This window comes from Leptolyngbya sp. UWPOB_LEPTO1, assembly GCF_017302695.1.
Classification (GTDB): domain Bacteria; phylum Cyanobacteriota; class Cyanobacteriia; order Leptolyngbyales; family Leptolyngbyaceae; genus Leptolyngbya; species Leptolyngbya boryana.
Genome location: NZ_JAFLCJ010000002.1, coordinates 263,440 through 284,178, shown reverse-complemented (window position 1 = coordinate 284,178; position 20,739 = coordinate 263,440). Strand labels below are relative to the sequence as shown.

Sequence of the window (20,739 nt, the reverse complement as noted above, 5' to 3'; positions counted from 1 at the left end):
GATTCTGATTGGCTGTTAGTCCCTTGAGTGGACTTCGTTCAACTAGCCCGGAATTCCATTCCAGGGCGGGTGATTGCGATGAACGATACTTCTTTAAAGTCCTCTAACCTCCGAGGACTCAGATTTGAATTTTTGAGCAAAGTCTCACCGCACCTTACCCCGTATTTCACTCAATTTTTCTTATGGCAAATCAGGGCTGGCAGTTTTGGATTGATCGAGGTGGCACATTCACTGATGTTGTTGCTCAACGTCCAGATGGCACGATCGTCGTTCACAAATTGCTGTCTGAAAATCCTGAATGCTATAAAGATGCTGCAATTCAAGGCATTCGAGATGTGTTAGGACTGACGAATGATCAGCCGATTCCTTGCGACCAAATCGCAGTTGTGAAAATGGGAACGACTGTAGCAACCAATGCTTTGTTAGAGCGTCAAGGCGATCGCACTGTATTACTTATTACTCAAGGCTTTCGAGATGCGCTGAGAATTGGCTATCAAAACCGCCCCAACATCTTTGCTCAACAGATCGTGCGACCAGAAATGCTGTATGAGCGAGTGATCGAAGTAGAAGAACGCTTTAGCGCTCAAGGCGCAGAACTTTGTCCGGTTCAAATTACGGAGGAACTTATTCGATCGCTCACTGCTGCGTATGAAGACGGGATTCAAGCTTGTGCGATCGTTCTACTGCATGGATATCGCTATCCTCAGCACGAACAACAGCTCGCTGAGATAGCTCAAAAGATTGGATTTACTCAAATCTCTGTTTCGCATCAGGTGAGTCCACTCATGAAGCTTGTGAGTCGAGGCGATACAACCGTTGTTGATGCTTATCTTTCTCCAATTTTGCGCCGTTATGTCGATCAAGTTTCAGCCGCGCTCAACAACACTGATTTGATGTTTATGCAGTCTAATGGGGGCTTAGTCAATGCTCAGCAATTTCAAGATAAAGATAGTATTTTATCGGGACCTGCGGGTGGAATTGTCGGAGCGGTAAAAACCAGTGCATTAGCGGGGTTTGATAAAATCATTGGTTTTGATATGGGCGGGACTTCTACAGATGTCTCGCATTTTAATGGACAGTATGAACGCACCTTTGAAACTGAAGTTGCCGGAGTGAGATTGCGATCGCCAATGATGGCAATTCACACGGTTGCAGCAGGAGGCGGATCCATCCTTCGCTTTGATGGATCTCGGTATCGAGTAGGTCCGGAATCAGCCTTATCCAGTTCGCAATCCTCAGCAGAATATCGCTGATTTGCAAGCTCAGATTGCAGCGAATGAGAGAGGATCACAGCAGCTTTTACAAATGGTCGATCGCTATAGGTTAGAAACGGTTCAAGCTTACATGCAGCATATTCAAGACAATGCTGAAGAAGCTGTGCGTAAAGCGATTACAGTGCTGCAAGATGGCGATTTTACTTACGAAATGGATGATGGCAATCAGATCCAAGTCAGTGTCAAAATCAAAGACCACAGCGCGATCGTTGATTTTACTGGAACTTCTCCGCAACAGTCATCGAACTTAAATGCACCGCTCGCCATTTGTAAAGCAGTAGTTCTCTATGTCTTTCGTACCTTAGTTCAAGATGATATTCCACTGAATGCAGGGTGTTTGAAGCCTCTAGAAATTATTGTGCCTGAAGGATGCTTGTTGAATCCTCAATATCCGGCAGCAGTCGTGGCTGGCAATGTGGAAACATCACAAGCGATCGCGAATGCTCTCTATGGTGCATTAGGAGTTTTAGCGGCTTCTCAAGGCACAATGAACAATTTCACATTCGGCAATGAGCAGTATCAGTACTATGAGACGATTTGTGGCGGGTCTGGAGCAGGCGTGACATTCGATGGGACAGATGCAGTTCAAACTCATATGACCAATTCGCGATTGACTGACCCTGAAGTGTTGGAATGGCGCTTTCCTGTCTTAGTCGATATGTTTGCAATCCGGGCAGGAAGTGGCGGTCAGGGGAAGCATTCAGGCGGAAATGGGGTGATTCGTCGGATTCGGTTTCGCGAGGCAATGACTGCTGCAATCTTGTCAGGACATCGGCGCATTCAGCCGTTTGGATTAGCCGGAGGTCAAGCCGGAAAGACAGGACGAAATTGGGTCGAACGAGCGAATGGAACGATCGTAGAAGTGTCGGGAAAAGCGGAAGTACAGATGTTGCCGGGAGATGTGTTTGTAATTGAAACTCCGGGCGGGGGTGGGTTTGGGGAAGGCTAGTAGTTTGCCGGAATTTAGATGATAGGGAGTGGGGATTTTTAAGAGCTATGATGCGATCGCGCTTTTTCGCTTCACGACAACCATTGAATCTCCTACGATCGGCGGTCGTGCTAGTAACACACCTCGCGGATCACGAACCTCTAATTTGGGAAGCTTGAACGTCTGAGATCGTGTCCACAATTCGTCTGCAAATCGGTCTTGCTGTTCAGCATTAAATCGATACCAGTCATTTGAAACCGTAACTTTCATCTGACCTCGTGTTTCGTTCTGCTCAACTGACACGACTAGACCATTGATGAAGCGATCGCTAATTTCTATCACTTGATCCTCGATCGCAGCGATGCGTTTCTCTTCAGGTGTCAATTCTGGTTGAGGAATAGCTGGTTCTGCAACAACTTCCGGCACTTCTACTTCTGGCGTTTCTACAATCGGTTCTGCTGCTTCAACTGGAATCTCTGCAACGACTTCTGGTTCGCTAACCGCTTCTGGTTCACCGACGACAATCGGTTCACTTACAACAATTGGCTCACCAACTACTTCTGGTTCACCGACGACGATCGGTTCGCTGACCACTTCTGGCTCACTGACGACAATCGGTTCACTCACTACTTCCGGCTCGCTCACCACCGGAGTCGTCACGGTTTGTGGTGCAGTGTCAGGAGTGGATAAATCAGAGGGAAAAGACGATTTTGTCTGATCTGGCAGAATCAGCGGGGGACGATTTGCGACTTGTGGCTGAGGGGGTTTCGAGGAAAAAAGCGATGTCGTGAACCAGAATAAAATCACGATCGCGCCTGCCAAAATCCCGCTTAAAGCGCGATCGCCTAATTTCTCATTCCATTCGGGCGAGAGTCGATCGCGTACCAGTTTTAACAACTGATTCCAAATCGGTAAAAACTTCTCCCACACGACAGAGAAGAACTTCAAAATCTTCGCAACCGTTGGATTCGGTTCTGACGAACCTTCTAGCGTATTGGCAGTTTTTTCGAGAAACTGAATCGTCGATCGTAAGAGCTTAATCGTGCCAGTTTTTAGCGAAGAAATAAAATCCGTTGTCTGAGACTGTGCCACACTAGACTGGGATTCTGGGGTTTGGTTTGAGTCTTGTGACATAGATGTGACCTCCTCGACAACAGAAATCTGTATGAATCCAGTAGAGTAAAGAGCGGTAAGATCTTCAATCTACCATCTGAGCGATCGCAACTGTTGTTAAGAACAAAGTCGTATGAGATTAAGTCGTCGTCAACTGCTGGTGTTAGGGGGAGTCGGTGCAGCCGGACTTGCCGTCGCCGGAAAGAGCTTTAGTCGGCAATTTGAGCCAATGCCACAAACGGTTTCTGAACCGCCTAAACCTGCAAGTCAAGAATTGATGCTGCGATTTGTTGCGGTCGCAGATTCAGGAGCAGGCGATCAAAATCAGTTTGATTCTGCGAATGCAATGGCAAACTATCACAAGAAGCATCCCTATTCACTCGTCACGCTCGCCGGAGATAATATTTACAACAGTGGCGAAATGGAGCGGATTGGCATTGCTTTCGAGCAGCCTTATGCACCTTTGTTGAAGCAAAATGTTCGCTTCCAAGCCTGCCTGGGCAATCATGACATTCGCACAGCAAACGGCGATCCACAAGTTCAATACAAGAACTTTCACATGAAAGGACGGTACTACACCTACCGCGAAAAAGATGTGCAGTTCTTCGTGCTGGATACTAATGGCAATGCTGACTGGAAAGATCAAATGGCTTGGCTGAATGCTGAGCTAGGACGGAGTAATGCTCCGTGGAAAATTGTCTATGGACATCATCCGATCTATTCCTCCGGGCATTACGGAACCGATCGAGAGATGATCCGAAAATTTGCGCCATTGTTCAAAAAACATCAAGTGCAGCTTTATATCAATGGGCACGAGCATCACTATGAGCGATCGACATCCATTGATGGCACGACTTACTTAGTCACTGGTATTGGAGGCGCAAGTCTCCGTCCCGTTGGAACTTCAAAAACAACTGAATACTCAGTTTCTCGCTTTGGATTTAGTGCGATCGAAGTCTATCCGGATCGCCTCCAAATCGAAGGCATCGGCACAGATGGGCTAGTCTTCGATCGCGGTATCATTGCTCGGCAAGCTCAGGTAGCAGTATGACAGATGCATCTACCCGCACCGTTCAACTCGCAACTGACTTCATCGGCAAGGGCGACCCCTTGGGATGGTTTGAAGAACTCTATGCGACTGCAAACGGAGATCCCACCACAGTTCCTTGGGCAAGGTTAACCCCGCATCCGCTGTTTGTGGAATGGTTAAATCAACACTCGCTTGTCGGAAAAACGGCGATCGTCATCGGTTGCGGATTAGGAGACGATGCCGAAGAACTCGCAAAACGAGGCATGGAAGTGACAGCTTTTGATATTTCGGAAACCGCGATCGCTTGGTGCAAAAAACGATTTCCCGACTCATCTGTGAACTATCAAGTCGCTGATTTATTCCAGCTTGCGTTAGGCAAATTCGACTTTGTTCTAGAGTCTTACACGATTCAAGCGATGCCGCCAGAATTGCGCGCTCAAGCGATTCCCAAAATCGCCGAACTTGTTGCAGAATCGGGACAACTGCTTGTGATTTGTCTCGGCAGAGAACCGGAACAGCCGTTAGCGACCGTGCCATTTCCGCTGACTAAAATAGAGCTATCTGGTTTTACTCAAGCTGGACTGCATGAAGTCAAGTTTGAAGACCTGAACGAACCGGAAACGGTCAGACGTTGGCGAGTGCAGTATCGAGGTTAATCCAATGGCAAATATGATTTGGATGGAAGACATCACCAAGACCTATCGCTTAGGTGAAGTAGATGTTCCGGTTCTCAAAGGGATTGATCTGGCGATCGAAGAAGGCGAGTATGTTGCCATCATGGGCATGTCCGGATCGGGTAAGTCCACGTTGATGAATATCATTGGCTGTCTGGATCGCCCATCCGATGGCAATTATGTGCTCGAAGGTCGGAATTTAACCACCTTAGATAATGATGAACTTGCCTTTATTCGCAATCAACGCATTGGGTTTGTCTTCCAGCAGTTCAATTTGCTCAGCCGGGCAACGGCTTTAGAAAATGTGATGTTGCCAATGGTCTATGCAGGCGTTGCCCGATCGCAAAGAAAACGCCGAGCCGAAGAAGCTCTCACACGAGTTGGACTTGCAGAACGTTTATCCAACCGTCCCAATCAACTGTCTGGCGGACAACAGCAACGAGTTGCGATCGCACGAGCTTTAGTCAATCGTCCGGCGCTCGTCCTCGCTGATGAGCCAACAGGTGCTTTAGATACGCAAACTTCAGCCGAAGTGATGGCATTGTTGACGGAACTCAATCAGCAAGGAATTACGATCGTGATTGTGACGCATGAACCTGATATTGCCGCACAAACTCAGCGGACGATTCATGTGAAAGATGGGTTGGTCGTGGATGGGTGAGTACCCGAAGCATCGAGTTTCGAGGAAGTGATATGTAGCGATCCTGTCTGAGTTGCAACGGCTAGAAAAAGTGGGGAGTAGGGGGTAGGGAGTAGAGAGCTACCAAACAAACAACTCCCCACTCCCTACCCTAGCAATTAAGCGAACTTGAATGAGCATCCTCAACTTGCAGGCTTGACTGTCCCCGCCGATTGATTAAACAACAGTTCTCGTGATTGTTCTGGGCTAATCTGATCTGCCTTAAACGCCTCTGCTTTCTCATAAGCTCGTACCGTTGCTGGACGAGATTGAATCGTCTCAAACCAGCGCTTCAAATTGGGAAAATCTTCGAGCTTTTGCCCCTGACGCTCGTAAGGCACAATCCACGGGTAGCAAGCAATATCCGCGATCGAATATTCGCCTGCTAAAAATTCGCGATCGCTCAACTGTTTGTTCATCACCGCATAAAGCCTTCCCGTTTCATTCACGTAGCGATTGATCGCGTACGAAATTTTCTCAGGCGCATACTGGCTGAAATGGTGATTCTGTCCTGCCATCGGACCTAACCCTCCCATCTGCCAAAACAACCACTGCAATGTATCTGCCCGACCTCGAAGATCACTTGGAATCAATTTACCTGTCTTTTCAGCCAGGTAGAGCAAGATCGCACCCGATTCAAACAGAGAAATCGGCTCACCGCCGTCTGCTGGTTCATGATCTACGATCGCCGGAATCCGATTGTTTGGAGAAACTTTGAGAAATTCAGGTTGAAACTGATCGCCCTTGCCAATATTGATCGGCACAAGATTATAAGGTAGCCCTACTTCCTCTAGAAAGATTGTAATTTTATGCCCATTGGGTGTTGTCCAGTAGTAGAGATCGAGCATGAGAGTTTGTGTTCCTGAGAATGTACTTCAATTGCACGATCGTAGCGAATCCTCCCTCATAGCGGATAAACCTCACTGATTCAGATTTCTAGATCTGAATCAGCAATTCTTTGACTGCATAAGCGAGCAGGCTTGAACATATTAATTAATATCAGCCACAATCTGCGGAAGATTGGGTGTTGCAGTTCGCATTAGGTAGCAAAAAATGCGAACTAACCCCCTACGGTTGCTGTATCTATCGAGAGTACGTTGTAATCTTGATAGGGAGTATCGTCACATTTTCCGCGTTTTATGACAGAACGGACACATTCGTGTTGTTTCGCTTGAGGTCAAGAAATGCCCCCAGTCGGTGTTGGTGCGAGTCGATTTGCTTCCGCCTTAGAAACAGGTGAAGCAAAACTCTGGGTAATGATGCTTGGGATCAATGATTACCAAGATGCAACATTGCCAAAGTTACGCTATGCCGCTTTTGACTGTCAAGGGTTGAGCCAAGCACTCGCTGAAGCAACGCAAGCATTTCCGCAGAAAGAGTTTTTTATTCATCACGATCTGACTCCAGACAAACCGACGCTACAAGCAATTCAGGCGAGCTTAGACCGCATTGTTGCCTCGGCAAAAACGCAAGATACAGTTTTATTCTATTTTTCTGGGCATGGTGTTCTAGAACCCGAGAGCCAGCAAACCGTGTTATGTCTTGCGGACACACAAAAACAGCATCTGCTCAAGACTGGACTATGTTTTCAAAATCTATTAGCGACTTTGGGCAACTGTGCGGCTCATAGTCAACTGATTTGGCTCGACGCTTGTCACAGCGGCAATATTTCCCTATCTGGTGCGCGTGGACACTTCTCTGAACCTGCTCTGCTCAATCCAACGCCGCAACTTTTAGAAATGCTGCGCCAAAGAGCAGCAAAGAGTCGCGGATTTTATGCCTTGCTTTCGTGCGATCAAGGACAGCAATCTTGGGAGTTTCCCGATTTGGGTCATGGTGTATTTAGTTACTACTTAATGCGCGGATTGCGCGGAGAAGCGGCGGGAGCTTATGGCATTATCGATGCAGATGCTCTCTATCGCTATGTGTATCATCAAACACTTCAGTATATTGAGCAAACGAATCAGCAGTTACGGTTAATCAATCAGCAGAAACGCAATAAAGGCGAAACAGATTTACATCCAGAGTATTCCTTGCAAACACCAAAGCGGATTGTTGAGGGGATCGGAGAGACAATTTTAGGACTTAAACCAACTCACACTGAAGTAGTGCAACAACGACAAGCTTTGATTGTGGACGGGCTGATTCATCATACAGTCAGTCCTGCCGTATCGGACGTTCTGCGTCAGGATGGTAATTTTGACCTAACTTACTTCCCCCAGCCCAGTGATGCTTGGTCGAATGTTCGATCTGAGATTGCAACATTTCTTCAGCAAGACATGACGGTGCCGGAACAGCGATCGTCCGGGTCGATTCAAACCGTGGCAACGCGATTATTGTATTTGCGAGGACGGATTGAATCTTCAGAGGATGGCGATTCCTGGTTATTTTTGGGAGATGGGGCTTGGCTGAGTCGAACTTGGCTGCGGCAAGAACTTCGGCGATCGCGCACGGCTCAGCAAATTGTCATTCTCGATTGTCCGGGCGCAACTTCTTTAGAAGATTGGGTCGAGGATCTCAAGTTTTCGTCGGATCATGGTCAGTGCATTCTTGCCTGTGCTTCGCCTCAAGATGAACCAGAATTGTTTGCTCAAGTCTTGCTCGAAGCATTGATTGCGGCTCCGGCTCAAACAGGGTTGTCGATGGCAGGATTGCTGGCAAAGCTGCAAACGAACTTAGATGGTTTGGGATTGACGTGCTACCTTTGGCTGTCTGGGACGCAAGGATTGATTGAAATGCTGCCTCCAGTCCTAGAGACGCAAACCGTTCAATCGGTTCAGTCAGACACTTCGCATGATTCGCAAGCGGCGAGTACTGAAATTCCGTTGGATGAATTCATCGCTCGGATTAAGCCCTTGTTGTTGAAATTAGTCGGGCCGATCGCGCCGAGTTTAATCGAGCAGGCAGCAGAACCGCTGCAAGAAAGCAGTCCTCAACTTTTGATTCGCGCCTTGTCTGCACTGATCCCCGCCAAGCATCGCACATATTTTGAACAAGAGGCAGGATCGCTGATCCAAGTTCCTGCTCAGCCTGAAAATGTCAGTGAAGCAAGAGCGATCGCTTTACCGATCCCCGAGCAAATTCAGCCACAAACTCATCCATCTATCCAGCAAAGCGTACCCCCTCAGCAACGCGACCAATTTGTCGATCAAACGGCTCCCCGTCTCACCGCAGAACAGCTTGCAAGCATTGAGCAATTTCTGATTGAACTTGTAGGACCGATCGCACCCATGCTCTTAGGGCAACTCTCTCCCGCAGCTTGTGATCCGATAGTCATGCAGGAAGAGTTAGCCGTGCATCTATCACCTGTGCAGCAGACAAAATTAGCGCAGCGCATTACTGCACTGATGCAGTTGCCTCCGAAACCACAGAGTCCTCGCTTGAGTACGGCAAAAGGGTATGGAGTTGCTGTCCGAGAGCCACAGCAGACTCAAGAAGCGCTGAGCGATCGCTTAGTCAATGCTCACTTAATTCAGGTCTGTGAGCAAGAACTGACCTGTTTGATTGGGCCGATCGCGAAGTTTATTGTGACAACGAAACGAGATTTAGAGAATCAGGTGTCTCTGACCACGTTTGTGGAGGAGTTGATCACAGAGATTCCCGATCGTCAGAAAGCAGACGAGTTTCGGCGGAAGATATTGAGAAATTAAGAGATTAGAATCGGCGCGAATTCGATTCGTCGATCGCTCATATGTTAATTAAACATCTCGGCGAACTTAGGTTCATTGAGGCTGTATGAATTGGGTCTCGACTTCGCCCCAACCTGCGAAAAATCCTCAATTTTGAGCGGTTCGCGAAGCGCATCTGAGCGGGTGAATGAAAAGTTTTCGCTGATACGCGTTCACCCGCCCTGACTTCTACAGGAACGGGTGAACGCGATAAACAACAGGATTTTATTGAATCGTAAATCCTTTACTTGCGCTTGTTCAGCAAGTTCATTGAAATCTCCAGGCTCGACTTCATCCGATTAAAAGCTGCGGCCAACGCTCCAATCTCATCTTGAGTATCTTGCTCAAACTCCATATCCATTTGCCCCATACTGACTGCTTCCGCAGCATTCGAGATCCGACGAATCGGACGAATCACCGATCGTCTGAGCAAGGTGTTAATTAACAGCGCGAGCGCAATGAAGACTGCCGTTAAAATTGCCATCACGGTTAAGAGCGATCGCCAAGCGTTATTAATCACTTCACCTGCTGGTACAGCAATAATCTGAGTTGCAACAATCTCATTGAGATTCCAACCAAATCCACCCGCATCGCCATAGGTTGCAATTTGACTTTTCGGTGCTTTATCCGGGGTCGAATGGCACTCCAAACAGCTTTGCTTACTCACACTTAACGGACGAGCAATATAGTAAACCTGCCCACCCGGTAGATCGCGAAACCCAGAGATTTCCTTAGTGTTAGGTTCTTTTTGAAACCGCTCGACTAAAGAAGCCTCAAATACATCTGCCTTATCTCGCGGGTTAGTTGGATTCAAAGTGGCTTCTTTGTAAAAGAAATCTTTGTACTCGTTATTTTCACGAAACCGCTGAAAAACTTCATTTGCAGAGTAAGCAGGAACCGTTTCAGCAATAAAAGTCGGCTCTGTTTCTAAGCGCGATTTGAGCAACGGCTGAATCTTAGTACTCGTATAATCGCGCACTGAGTTCATGGATTGAATCAGAATCAAAGCTTTCGTCGTCACTTCTCCCCTAGCTCGATTTTCGAGCACCTGCGATAGTGCCAAACTACTCAACAGCAATCCAATTAAAAATGCGGCTGCTAACAAGACATTAAATTTAGCGCCAAGCTTTAGTTTCTTTAAAATCATGACTCAGACAACCTCGCGGGGATCAAGAAACATCAACAAATAGATGCTCATTCAGGCAGGGAAAAGGAGATCGAATCAATCTGTATGCTCTTCTTAAAAGTAGCGAATTTTGGGTCTTTTCCTATCAAAGCGCTACAAACAGTTACGGTTCACAAAACGTTAGGTAGTATTCCGAGCAAAACAAGACGAGCATCCGGCAGTATGAAACAATAACTAGCATTCATAAATTCATTCAGCAATGGATAGCAGAACCTCCCGGCGCTCATTTCTAATTCTGTTATTTCTATCAGGATGTGGCATCGGTTCACGTTCAGTTCAAGCAATTCAACTCACCATTGGAACGGTTAGCTACGGAGCCGCCAATTCTGGCAATCAGTACGATCGCTTTAAACAATATCTGGCTGAGAAACTGCAAGCGGTCATCCAATTTGAGCCTGCTTTTAATGAACGCAAAGCCTTAGAGCGCATCAAAGCACAAGCTTGGTCAATCGTGTTTGCACCTCCTGGACTTGCCGCGATCGCGATGTCGCAATATCAATACACGCCGCTGTTTCCCTTAGTCGGGGTGAACAATCTGCGCTCGGTTCTGGTCGTTCCCAAAGAGAGTCCTATTTCAGACTTGCAAGCCTTATCAGGTAAAAGGTTAGCAATCGGACAACCTGGATCAGCGACAGGCTATTACTTTCCCATTTTTAATCTCTATGGTTTGACGCTCAAAGAGCTTCTGGTGACATCCACTCCCAAAGCAGTCTTAGAAGCGATCGCACAAGGAACAGCAGATGCGGGAGCGCTGTCCCTCGAAGAATTCAATCTTTACAAATCGCAACTTAGCTCAGCAGAGTTTCGCATTTTGTACAACGACCCGCACAAAGTTCCAGCGGGAGTCGTGCTAGTTAGTCCGAGTGTCGATCGCACACTGCTAGAATCGATTCGCAAAGTTCTGGGAGATACGCCTTCAGTCGTTGCCCAAGAAGCAGGATTTGTTCCGACGGGAACTGTTCCGGACTACAAATATATGATTTCGGTCGTCGATCGTGTGCGTGCAATTTTTCCGGCAGATCGCGCTGAAGGTGCAGCTTTACTCGCCCAAAAACCCGTTCGACTGTTTACAGATGGACAGCCAGCAGCGCCTCAAGCTGCTTCACCTGCTCCTGCTTCGCCCACTGCTTCGCCTGCGTCAGAATCTCCTGCATCAACACCTGATGCTTCACCGACCGCAAGCTCTTCTCCTGCTCCTGGCTCACCTTGAGCGATCGCCAATCATTCATCACCCACCTCCAAAAATTGCTTCTAGTCATTCTTACGACCGGGTGAAGAAGAATATGCAGTTCTGGTGCTTTTTCTAGAAAATGGATATAGTTTGAAGACTAGCTCTCGCTCAATCTGAACTCATGCGATCGCGACAAAGTATTCTTGAAATCTTTTCCACGTTTCTACAGTTTGAGAGCGATTCAGCGACTCGATGGGTTTCAGATGCTCGCCTGCGTCGGAGTATGCAACGCTGTCTTGAAGAATCCGATGAACAAGACCTTTCCGAAATGGTTTGGTCGCTGTATTGGCATCGGCTCTGGCAAGCCGACAGTCATCCTCTCGCAGTCGCTCATTTATCTGCTTATTTGCAAGAAGTCTGCTTTTGGTCAGCTCGAAAGCTGGCATTGAATATCGGCAGCAGTCAGTCGCTTGCGGATTTCTTTCAAATCGCGATCGTCAAAATTCACCGTGTCCTGCAAGGGTTCAATCCTCAACACAGTTCAGGTCTGAAACGCTACGCAAGCCTAGCGTTTAGCAATGTGATTAAAGATACATTGCGTCTGCGCCAAGAAGTCGATATCTGCACCGATTGGGCACTGATGCACAAACTCAGCCACAAACGATTTGTCGAATCGTTGCAGAATTTTGGGCTAGATGCTTCTGCGATCGCAGAACGAGTGTTCGCTTGGCAATGTTTCAAAATCATCTACGCACCTGCTCAAGGCAAAGGCTTACGAAAATTAGCAAAACCTGACCTTTCGACCCTGCAAGCGATCGTCGATCTTTATAATCGCGATCGCGTTGCCACGTTAGGCGCAACTGCCCAACCTTGCAATCCAGCTTTATTAGAGCAATGGCTGACCACTTGCGGCAAGGCAGCGAGATCGTATCTCTACCCGTCTTTGATTTCGGCAGACACACCGCAGCCGGGAGCCGAGAATACGGAAATGTTAGACAATTTTGAATCGACCTTTCAGGAGTCAAATCTCAGCCAAATTATTGAAGCAGAAGAGGAAGATCAGCGGAAACAAACGCGATCGCAGTTGAATGCGACTCTTTTGAAAGCCCTCGTCAAACTGGATTTACCCGCGCAACGGTTGCTGCAAATGTACTACGGTAAAGGCATGACGCAGCAAGAAATTGCGAAAGAATTAGACACAAAACAATACACAGTTTCGCGACGATTAACCAATCTCAAGCAAACCCTGTTACAAATTCTTGCAGAATGGAGTCAGACAACCCTGCATCAAACTCTCAACTCGAACGTAGTGTCTAATATGAGTACGATTTTGGAGGAATGGCTGAAACTGCACTACAGTCATCCAGACCTGCCCTCCTAAATATCGAGCGATATTTAGCGCGTTCTGAGGCAAGTCCTATGTCTTATCCTGGTACATCACCCATTATGATCGCTGACACCCCGCAACTTCAATTAGAAATTCCGAGCGATGCGTTGTCCCAGGTTTGGCAGCAACAAGCATTTACGACGGATGGAATTCATTGGCAAGCGGCACTCAATCAAGCGAGTCTCAAAACGCTCTTGCCCTGGGTACAAAGTTTTGCGCCGAATGCGCGAATTTGGGCAAATTCAGCCGCGCTTTCTAGTTTTTGGGAAGTGGTGAACGGCGGAGCGATCGAGTTTGAGAATCAGCGTTTAGTGGTGATTCCAACTGCTGCGATCGACGATCGCGAACTGCGAGTGCCCCAAGAATGGGTGGATCTTCCCAGTTGGGCAGGGGATTATTATCTATCGGTTGCCGTCAATTTAGAAGACGATGAAATTCAGGTTTTGGGATACACCACCCATCAAATGCTCAAGCAGCGCGCTCAGTATGATCCTCTTGATCGAACATATTCGCTCGATGAAGCCGATCTGATTCCTGATACGAATGTGCTGTGGATTACGCGACGGCTTTGTCCGGATGAAGTTTTGCGATCGCAGCTTGCGCCTTTACCTGCGCTTTCCCTTCAGCAAGCTGAAAATCTACTTGCTCGGTTGGGAACTACGGATGTGGTTGTGCCGCGTTTAGCGATACCCTTTCAGCAGTGGGGCGCATTACTGGAGCATGGCGGTTGGCGGCAACGTCTGTATCAACGACGCTTAGGTCTACCCGAACAATGGTCAGTACAACAATGGCTTCAGAGCGGCATTTCCACGCTAGCAGAACAATTCGGCTGGGGAGCAACAGAGATGCAGTCAAATCTGGCTTGGGCGCGTGGGTCTGAGATTAGCTCACAAAAGGCATTGTTACGCCATTTGTCGATCGCTGGAAAACCTTATGAGTTGAGAGTGTTTCAAAAGAGCGATGATGTCTGGCGTTTTGAGCTACAAAGTACTTCTGGAGCATTAATTCCAGGTGGCTTTAAGCTGCGATTGCTTCTAGAAGATTTGATGCCGTTTGAAAATAACGAAGATGTCGCCATGAATGCGATCGAGTGTCTTTATCTAGAAGTGCGGCTTAGCCCTGGCGATACTTTAGTCTGGGAAACAGAACCCTTGCCAGAGAACTACGATCGCGAAATTCTTTGCTTTTAGAGGGTCTTTGAAATGTATCAACAGTTGCTCGCTCCGTTCTAGCTCGCCCCGGAATGAATTCGGGGCTAACCGTGCGAAGTCCTTTTCAAAGGACTGAAGACCCCATTCTTATTAGCTTTTAGTCCCTTTAGTGGACTTTGTTCAACTAGCCCGGATTTTCAATCACGGGCAGGTGAAGGCGATGAACAATACCTTTTAAACATCCTCTTAGTCCTCATCCAGGCAGCGATCGCGCTTCTGCTAAAAACACCTGAATCCGATCCCAAACTCGATCGACTAAATTTCCTGCATCCGCATCAAACCATTCCAGTTCCGGGACGGCTCGGAACCAAGTTCTTTGCCGCTTTGCAAACTGCCGCGTGTGCTGCACCGTCAATCGTTCCGCCTCTTGCAGAGAAAATTCTCCTCTCAAGTACTGCCGCATCTCTGCATAACCCAACGTATTCAACAGTGGCAGATCCTCGCCATACTTCTGGCACAGTCGTTCTACTTCTTCGACAAATCCCATTTCAATCATTTGTCCTGCCCGTTTCGCAATCCGCTGCTCTAGTTGATCCGACTCCAATCCAATCTGCAAAATCGGATAATTCGGCGGATTCTCCCCTTGCTGCTCAGAAATCGGGTGACCCGTTACATAAAAGACTTCCAACGCTCTCAACGTTCGCACCTGATCATTCGCATGAATCCGCTCTGCCGCAGCCGAGTCTACTTGTTGCAGCATTGCATAAAGCGTCTTCTGCCCGAGTGTTTCCAACTGCGATCGCAATTCCAACTGAGGCGCAACTCGCGGAATCTTCATCCCACGCGCGATCGCTTTAATGTAGAGTCCAGTTCCACCAACCAGGAAAAGGTGGGGAGTGGATCTACTCCCCACTTTCTCAATCAACCCATTCGCCCGCTCCTGATAATCCGCCACCGTCAACGTCTCCGTCGGCTCGCAAATATCAATCAAAAAATGCGGCACTTGATTTAACTCTCGCTGAGTCGGTTTTGCCGTTCCGATGGTAAACTCTCGATACACTTGGCGCGAATCGGCACTCAAGATGATAGACTGCGAGCGTTTTGCAAGCTCGATCGCTAAACCCGATTTGCCACTTGCCGTCGCGCCAGCGATTATAATAAGTACAGGTGTATTGCTTAATCTTTTTTGATCGTTTTGCGATTTATAAGCCAAAATAGACCGATCCATCCTACTTTCAAAATTCATCAGAGACTGTCCTAAAACCGCTCATAAGCCATTTGTGCTATAATTTTGGTGAAATTTGTCTCTCTCTTACTGATTTCGCTCCTTATTGCCCTAAAAGAACGCTTCCTATGACGACAAACTACGATGCGCAGCAGATTCAAGTCCTTGAAGGTCTTGAAGCCGTAAGAAAACGCCCCGGCATGTATATCGGCAGTACTGGACCTCGCGGACTGCACCATCTTGTTTACGAGGTTGTCGATAACTCCGTCGATGAAGCACTTGCGGGCTACTGTAAAGCGATCGATATTTCAATTAACGCCGATGGTTCTGTCACCGTAACCGATGACGGACGCGGCATTCCCACTGGAATTCATCCTAAAACCGGGAAGTCAGCACTGGAAACCGTGATGACGATTCTACACGCTGGCGGTAAGTTTGGCGGCGGTGGATACAAAGTCTCAGGCGGTCTGCACGGGGTTGGGATTTCAGTTGTTAACGCACTCTCCGAATGGGTCGAAGTCACCGTCTGGCGCGAGAAGAAAGTTCACCTGCAACGATTTGAGCGGGGAATTGCGATGGGGGAATTGCAAGTCGAGCCTTATCCTCAAGCGAGAACCGGAACATCCGTCACCTTTCTGCCCGATGCTTCGATCTTCACGGAAACCACGAAGTTCGACTACACTACCCTCTCTGGACGATTGCGGGAGCTTGCTTATCTTAACGGTGGGGTTCGGATCAAATTCGCCGATCACCGAGAAGGCTCTGAACGAGAAGATGTCTACTTCTACGAAGGCGGAATTCGTGAGTACATCTCTTACATGAACCGCGAAAAGCAACCGCTGCATGAAGAAGTCATCTTTGTTAGTGGGGAACGCAACGGCATTCAAGTTGAAGTGGCGCTGCAATGGTGTTCCGATGCCTACAACGACAATATTATTGGCTTTGCGAATAACATTCGTACCGTCGATGGTGGAACGCATTTAGAAGGCTTGAAAGCAGTTCTGACTCGCACCCTGAATACGATCGCGCGTAAGCGGAACAAGATTAAAGAAAACGAATCGAATCTTGCCGGGGAAAACATCCGAGAAGGCTTAACGGCTGTGATTTCGGTGAAGGTTCCTGATCCTGAATTTGAAGGTCAAACCAAGACGAAATTAGGCAATACCGAAGTTCGTGGGATTGTTGATTCGCTGGTCGGTGAAGTGCTGACTGAGTATCTCGAATTCCGTCCGAACGTTTCGGATGCGATTATTGAGAAAGCAGTTCAGGCGTTCAAAGCAGCAGAAGCGGCTCGACATGCACGAGAAATGGTGCGCCGCAAGTCGGTTCTCGAATCTTCTACACTGCCTGGAAAACTCGCAGACTGTGCATCTCGCGATCCAAGCGAATCCGAGATTTACATTGTGGAAGGGGATTCTGCGGGCGGTTCTGCAAAACAAGGACGCGATCGCCGATTCCAAGCGATTCTGCCGTTGCGCGGTAAGATTCTCAACATCGAGAAAACCGATGACTCGAAGATCTACAAGAATACTGAAATTCAAGCTTTAATTACTGCATTGGGCTTGGGTATCAAAGGCGAAGAATTCGATGTGTCTCAGCTTCGCTACCACCGCATCATCATCATGACGGACGCAGACGTAGATGGAGCGCACATCCGCACCTTGCTACTGACCTTCTTCTATCGCTATCAGCGCATGATGGTGGATCAAGGCTATGTGTATATTGCTTGTCCTCCATTGTTCAAAGTCGAACGTGGACGCAATCACTACTATTGCTACAGTGAGCGAGAACTGCAAGAACGCTTAGCAACCTTCCCAGACAATGCGAGTTACAACATTCAGCGCTTCAAAGGGTTGGGTGAAATGATGCCGCAGCAGCTATGGGATACAACGATGAATCCTGAAACTCGGACACTCAAACGAGTTGAAATCGAAGATGCAGCAGAAGCAGATCGCGTCTTTACGGTGTTGATGGGCGATCGCGTTGCCCCCCGTCGCGAATTCATCGAGACTTATGGCTCGAAGATGAATTTAGCAGACCTCGATATCTAATTGGTTTGCTATTTCAATTGTCTTGAAGCTCAGCTAGTTTAAAAGCACTAGCTGAGCTTTTTGTTGATGAGTGCAGCTTCTCCAAATCCGGATTGCATAAACTGTTGCCGCTGGCGTTCTGCCATCCAGCAGGTCACATCCCACACATCCGCGATCGGCATTTTCGTAAACGGTAAGGTCTGCATATAGCCATCCCATAGAAACTCTGGATTCATCGTGACTTGAGAGAATCCTCGTTGCTTTTGTGCCTTCCAAATGAGATCCCACCAGCGTTCATGCGCCGCCAAAGCTGCCGTATATTCTGGCGCTCGCGGATCAGGAACTTGAGCATGTTGAGCATAGCCGACTCGACAATGAATATGCATCGCTCGCTGAGCACACTGCTCTAGAATTGTCCATTCACTATCGAGTAAACGTTCACAGACGACGCACCAATGGCTAAAATCACACGTCAATTTCATCTCTGGAAATTGTGCGAGTAAATCTCGCGTAATCCAAGGATTAAACAGCGATCGACTTCGATGTGTCTCAAAGCTAATTGTTACTCCTGACGTTTGCTCTAGTTCAAGCGCTTGTCCAAAAAAGTCTACATTCTGCTGCCATGACCAAGCATCATAACCACACATGGTCGAAACAAACATCGCCCCCATGTCGATCGCATGTTCGACAGTCCAGCGTAAATCATTGAGATGATCTTGAATTGTGCGATCGCGCTGAGGAATCCACCAATCTTCAGGTGCATCGGGATGGATTCCAGTGGTCGCTTCAGCAATGTAGACTAGTTGATGTTCAGCTAATTTTTGACGTAGCTTGTGGCGGTGTTCAATTTCTTTTGGAATCGGGCCTTCTAGCCCATCGAACCCGCCCTGAAGCGTCTGCTCAATCAATTCATCGAGATCGGATGAACCTGACCAGACTGAACGTAGCATCAATAGTTTCATTGTGAATTCGCGACTTGAATTTGCTGGGCTAGATATTTTTGAAATAACCAAATCGGCATTTCTAAATGTCCCAACGCTCCGGGTGAATAAACCGACGATCGCAATCCTCGCTGTACCGCAGTACAAACCTCAACATCTTCTAAGTGAAACTCTTTGAGTCCGGCAATCTCTCGTTCGAGAATCTGCGGGAACTCTGGCATATCTTTGCTTTCAGAAGTCACTAACAATGTTGTATGCAGCGTCATTTCACCTGCGCTCGTCGGCAGTAGCAAGTACCAATAAACGCGATCTGGTCCTGTAAACAATAAGAAATTTGGAGTTCCAAGATAGACCGCATATTCATAATGGTCTTGAGGGAGCAGATTCGCTGGCGTTTGAAACATTGTCGGAGACTGCCCTGCGTTAATCCGTTCTACGATCGATTTTGCTAACGGTAAATGACAGACAACTCCGTTTAAGACTTCTGGCTCTGTCCATGTTTTTGCCGCAGGCAGCATCGGTTCAAAGGTTTTAGCGTGAGTCCCTAAATGATGATAGGGTTCCATAAAATTCTCAACTAAGACCTTCCAATTAAATTGGCAATTCCACTCTAGGTTCGCAACCATCTGCATTTCTGCAATGTTCCAACGTTCTAGATAGGGAGAGAGTGCAGCATAGTGAGTGCTAACCGATTCAATCTCAGGGTCGAAGGTGATAAAAATAAAGCCGTGCCAAATCTCAGACCGAAACTTGGGTAAACAAACTTTGTCCGGCTCAAACTGCTGACTCTGGTGCATTTCTGGCGCGCCGACGAGCGTTCCGTCTAATCCATACACCCAATGATGATACGGGCAGAGAAAGCTCCGACGATTGCCTTGTGCTGCATGTCCAAATCCTTCTGGCATCATGTCCATCCCGCGATGAGCACAGACTCGCGACAACACTCGAATCTGATTATCTTTGCCTCGGACAATTACAAGAGGTTCATCGATTAGATCAAGGTTAATATAATCGCCGGGCTGAGGCACTTGTGAGCAATGCCCGACACAGAGCCATTGTCGTTTGAAAATGTGTTGAACTTCCCATTGGTAGAAGTCTGGATCAGTGTAAGTTTCTGCGGGTAGTGCGATCGCAGTTTCTAAAGGTCTACTCGCAGCTTCTAAAATCTTCTGTTGGAGTTCAACAAGCTTTTGCGGATGGGAACAGACGGTCATAAATGCAACTCCTTATTGATCGATCTAAGCTTGAATCCCTTTCAGAAAAGAGGTATTGACGACCGAATCAGCTTTAACAGTCTTCGTCATCAATCCTGCTTCTATCCAAACTTGTTGTGCTTTCGGAAAGCTTTCAAAGAATGGAGCAGTCCCATTTCCCTTTAAGCCAAAATAAGTGGCGTTCTCTTGGAGATCTGCGTACTTACACCCTTTGACCATTTCGCTGACTTCTTGCTCAGACACACCTAAACCTTTCGCAATCACAGCATTTGCTTGAGTTGGGTTCGCTTTCCAGTATTCAACTGCATCAAACCAGGCTTTAATTACCCCGCTCACGGCATCTGGATTTGTTTTGGCATATTCCTGATGAACAATCAACAAGTCGAGTAAAAGTCCTGGTTTTTCTCGGCTAGTGGTCAGGATATGAGCATTCGGGGCTTGTTTTGCAGAAGTGGATAGATATGGCTCCCAGGTTACAGCAGCTTTGGCACGCCCTGCGCTGAATGCGCTTGCCGCATCGCCTGCGGTTGGCATGTATATGGCTTGAACATCTTGAGCCGATAACTTAGCTTCTTTCATCAAAGACAGGAGAAAGAAATGAGAGGGAGAGCCTTTTTCAACGGCGATCGATTGTCCTCGCAAGTCGGCAACTTTCGCAATTTCTTTACTCGAAACAATGCCATCTGCGCCGTAAGAATCATCTAATTTGAGAATGCAGGATGCAGGGAGTCCCTGAGCCGCTTCGATCGCAAACCAGTCGAGTGTAGAAATCGAAAATTGCACTTCTTGCGAAGCTAAGGCACTGCGACGGGGGGCTGCATCTTCAATTTTGAGAATTTCTGCATCGAGTCCATACTTTTCAAAGAGTTTCTGGTCTTTCGCAACAAAGAAAGGACCATACCCAACCCAGGTCAAAATCGCAATTTTGATCGGTTTGAGAGAACTGGGTTTGTCTGATGATGAGGAGTTCGTTCGATTTTGACAGGCTGCGATCGCTGTTGTTGTTCCAGCCAGCAAGCCATATTTCAGCAGTTGACGACGCTGTATCACTCTAGTCACTCTCCAATC

Annotated in this window: 17 protein-coding genes; 10 read left to right on the top strand and 7 right to left on the bottom strand. The window is 47.6% G+C overall.

The features are described 5' to 3' along the window. The first annotated feature begins 182 nt into the window (after positions 1-182). A complete protein-coding gene (locus J0L70_RS31955) occupies positions 183-1,253 on the top strand; it encodes a hydantoinase/oxoprolinase N-terminal domain-containing protein (protein ID WP_353736607.1) in 1,071 nt (356 codons plus the stop codon). 1 nt (position 1,254) lies between these two features. Further along, positions 1,255-2,223, top strand: a complete 969-nt coding sequence (locus tag J0L70_RS31950; protein WP_353736606.1) for a hydantoinase B/oxoprolinase family protein — start codon at positions 1,255-1,257, stop codon at positions 2,221-2,223. Between the two features lie 45 nt (positions 2,224-2,268). Here the strand turns inward: J0L70_RS31950 and J0L70_RS04160 are convergent, their stop codons facing one another. Then, on the bottom strand, positions 2,269-3,336 hold the full coding sequence (locus tag J0L70_RS04160; RefSeq protein WP_268184254.1) for a hypothetical protein: 1,068 nt from the start codon (positions 3,334-3,336) through the stop codon (positions 2,269-2,271). Positions 3,337-3,448: 112 nt separating this feature from the next. Between J0L70_RS04160 and J0L70_RS04155 the strand changes: the two genes are divergently transcribed. The 3 genes from J0L70_RS04155 to J0L70_RS04145 are packed head-to-tail and all read left to right on the top strand — an operon-like array spanning position 3,449 to position 5,680. Further along, on the top strand, positions 3,449-4,366 hold the full coding sequence (locus J0L70_RS04155) for a metallophosphoesterase family protein (RefSeq protein ID WP_268184256.1): 918 nt from the start codon (positions 3,449-3,451) through the stop codon (positions 4,364-4,366). Beyond that, a complete protein-coding gene (locus J0L70_RS04150; protein WP_287453217.1) occupies positions 4,363-5,001 on the top strand; it encodes a class I SAM-dependent methyltransferase in 639 nt (212 codons plus the stop codon). Before J0L70_RS04155 ends, J0L70_RS04150 begins: the two co-directional genes overlap by 4 nt. A 4-nt stretch (positions 5,002-5,005) precedes the next feature. Next, a complete protein-coding gene (locus J0L70_RS04145; protein WP_017287753.1) occupies positions 5,006-5,680 on the top strand; it encodes an ABC transporter ATP-binding protein in 675 nt (224 codons plus the stop codon). 161 nt (positions 5,681-5,841) lie between these two features. Here the strand turns inward: J0L70_RS04145 and J0L70_RS04140 are convergent, their stop codons facing one another. Next, on the bottom strand, positions 5,842-6,546 hold the full coding sequence (locus J0L70_RS04140) for a glutathione binding-like protein (RefSeq protein ID WP_287453215.1): 705 nt from the start codon (positions 6,544-6,546) through the stop codon (positions 5,842-5,844). 336 nt (positions 6,547-6,882) lie between these two features. Between J0L70_RS04140 and J0L70_RS04135 the strand changes: the two genes are divergently transcribed. Then, a complete protein-coding gene (locus J0L70_RS04135) occupies positions 6,883-9,348 on the top strand; it encodes a DUF8082 domain-containing protein (protein ID WP_287453213.1) in 2,466 nt (821 codons plus the stop codon). Between the two features lie 262 nt (positions 9,349-9,610). On the opposite strand, the gene J0L70_RS04130 is transcribed toward J0L70_RS04135, so the two are convergent. Next, positions 9,611-10,513 carry a c-type heme family protein gene (locus tag J0L70_RS04130; protein ID WP_017287765.1) on the bottom strand — a complete coding sequence of 301 codons (903 nt, stop codon included), beginning with the start codon at positions 10,511-10,513 and terminating at the stop codon, positions 9,611-9,613. Positions 10,514-10,751: 238 nt separating this feature from the next. Here J0L70_RS04130 and J0L70_RS04125 point away from each other — a divergent pair, with 238 nt between their 5' ends. The 3 genes from J0L70_RS04125 to J0L70_RS04115 all read left to right on the top strand — a co-directional run bounded on the left by J0L70_RS04125 (position 10,752) and on the right by J0L70_RS04115 (position 14,300). Then, positions 10,752-11,762, top strand: a complete 1,011-nt coding sequence (locus J0L70_RS04125) for a phosphate/phosphite/phosphonate ABC transporter substrate-binding protein (protein ID WP_017287766.1) — start codon at positions 10,752-10,754, stop codon at positions 11,760-11,762. A gap of 142 nt (positions 11,763-11,904) precedes the next feature. Next, entirely contained in the window at positions 11,905-13,104 is a 1,200-nt protein-coding gene (locus J0L70_RS04120; protein ID WP_287453212.1) for a sigma-70 family RNA polymerase sigma factor, read from the top strand. A 38-nt stretch (positions 13,105-13,142) separates the two neighbouring features. After that, positions 13,143-14,300, top strand: coding sequence for a DUF1822 family protein (locus tag J0L70_RS04115; protein ID WP_242044324.1), 1,158 nt, complete (start codon positions 13,143-13,145; stop codon positions 14,298-14,300). A 214-nt stretch (positions 14,301-14,514) separates the two neighbouring features. Here the strand turns inward: J0L70_RS04115 and miaA are convergent, their stop codons facing one another. Next, a complete protein-coding gene (gene miaA / locus J0L70_RS04110) occupies positions 14,515-15,489 on the bottom strand; it encodes a tRNA (adenosine(37)-N6)-dimethylallyltransferase MiaA (protein WP_287453209.1) in 975 nt (324 codons plus the stop codon). A gap of 125 nt (positions 15,490-15,614) precedes the next feature. Between miaA and gyrB the strand changes: the two genes are divergently transcribed. Then, a complete protein-coding gene (gene gyrB / locus J0L70_RS04105; RefSeq protein WP_017287770.1) occupies positions 15,615-17,537 on the top strand; it encodes a DNA topoisomerase (ATP-hydrolyzing) subunit B in 1,923 nt (640 codons plus the stop codon). 47 nt (positions 17,538-17,584) lie between these two features. Here gyrB and J0L70_RS04100 read toward each other — a convergent pair whose 3' ends face one another. Genes J0L70_RS04100 through J0L70_RS04090 form a run of 3 tightly spaced genes read right to left on the bottom strand, consistent with a single transcriptional unit; the run spans position 17,585 to position 20,730 of the window. Further along, entirely contained in the window at positions 17,585-18,466 is an 882-nt protein-coding gene (locus J0L70_RS04100) for a sugar phosphate isomerase/epimerase family protein (protein WP_287453208.1), read from the bottom strand. A gap of 8 nt (positions 18,467-18,474) precedes the next feature. Then, a complete protein-coding gene (locus tag J0L70_RS04095) occupies positions 18,475-19,671 on the bottom strand; it encodes an aromatic ring-hydroxylating oxygenase subunit alpha (protein WP_287453206.1) in 1,197 nt (398 codons plus the stop codon). Between the two features lie 24 nt (positions 19,672-19,695). Beyond that, a complete protein-coding gene (locus J0L70_RS04090; RefSeq protein WP_081614735.1) occupies positions 19,696-20,730 on the bottom strand; it encodes an ABC transporter substrate-binding protein in 1,035 nt (344 codons plus the stop codon). Positions 20,731-20,739 lie beyond the last annotated feature (9 nt).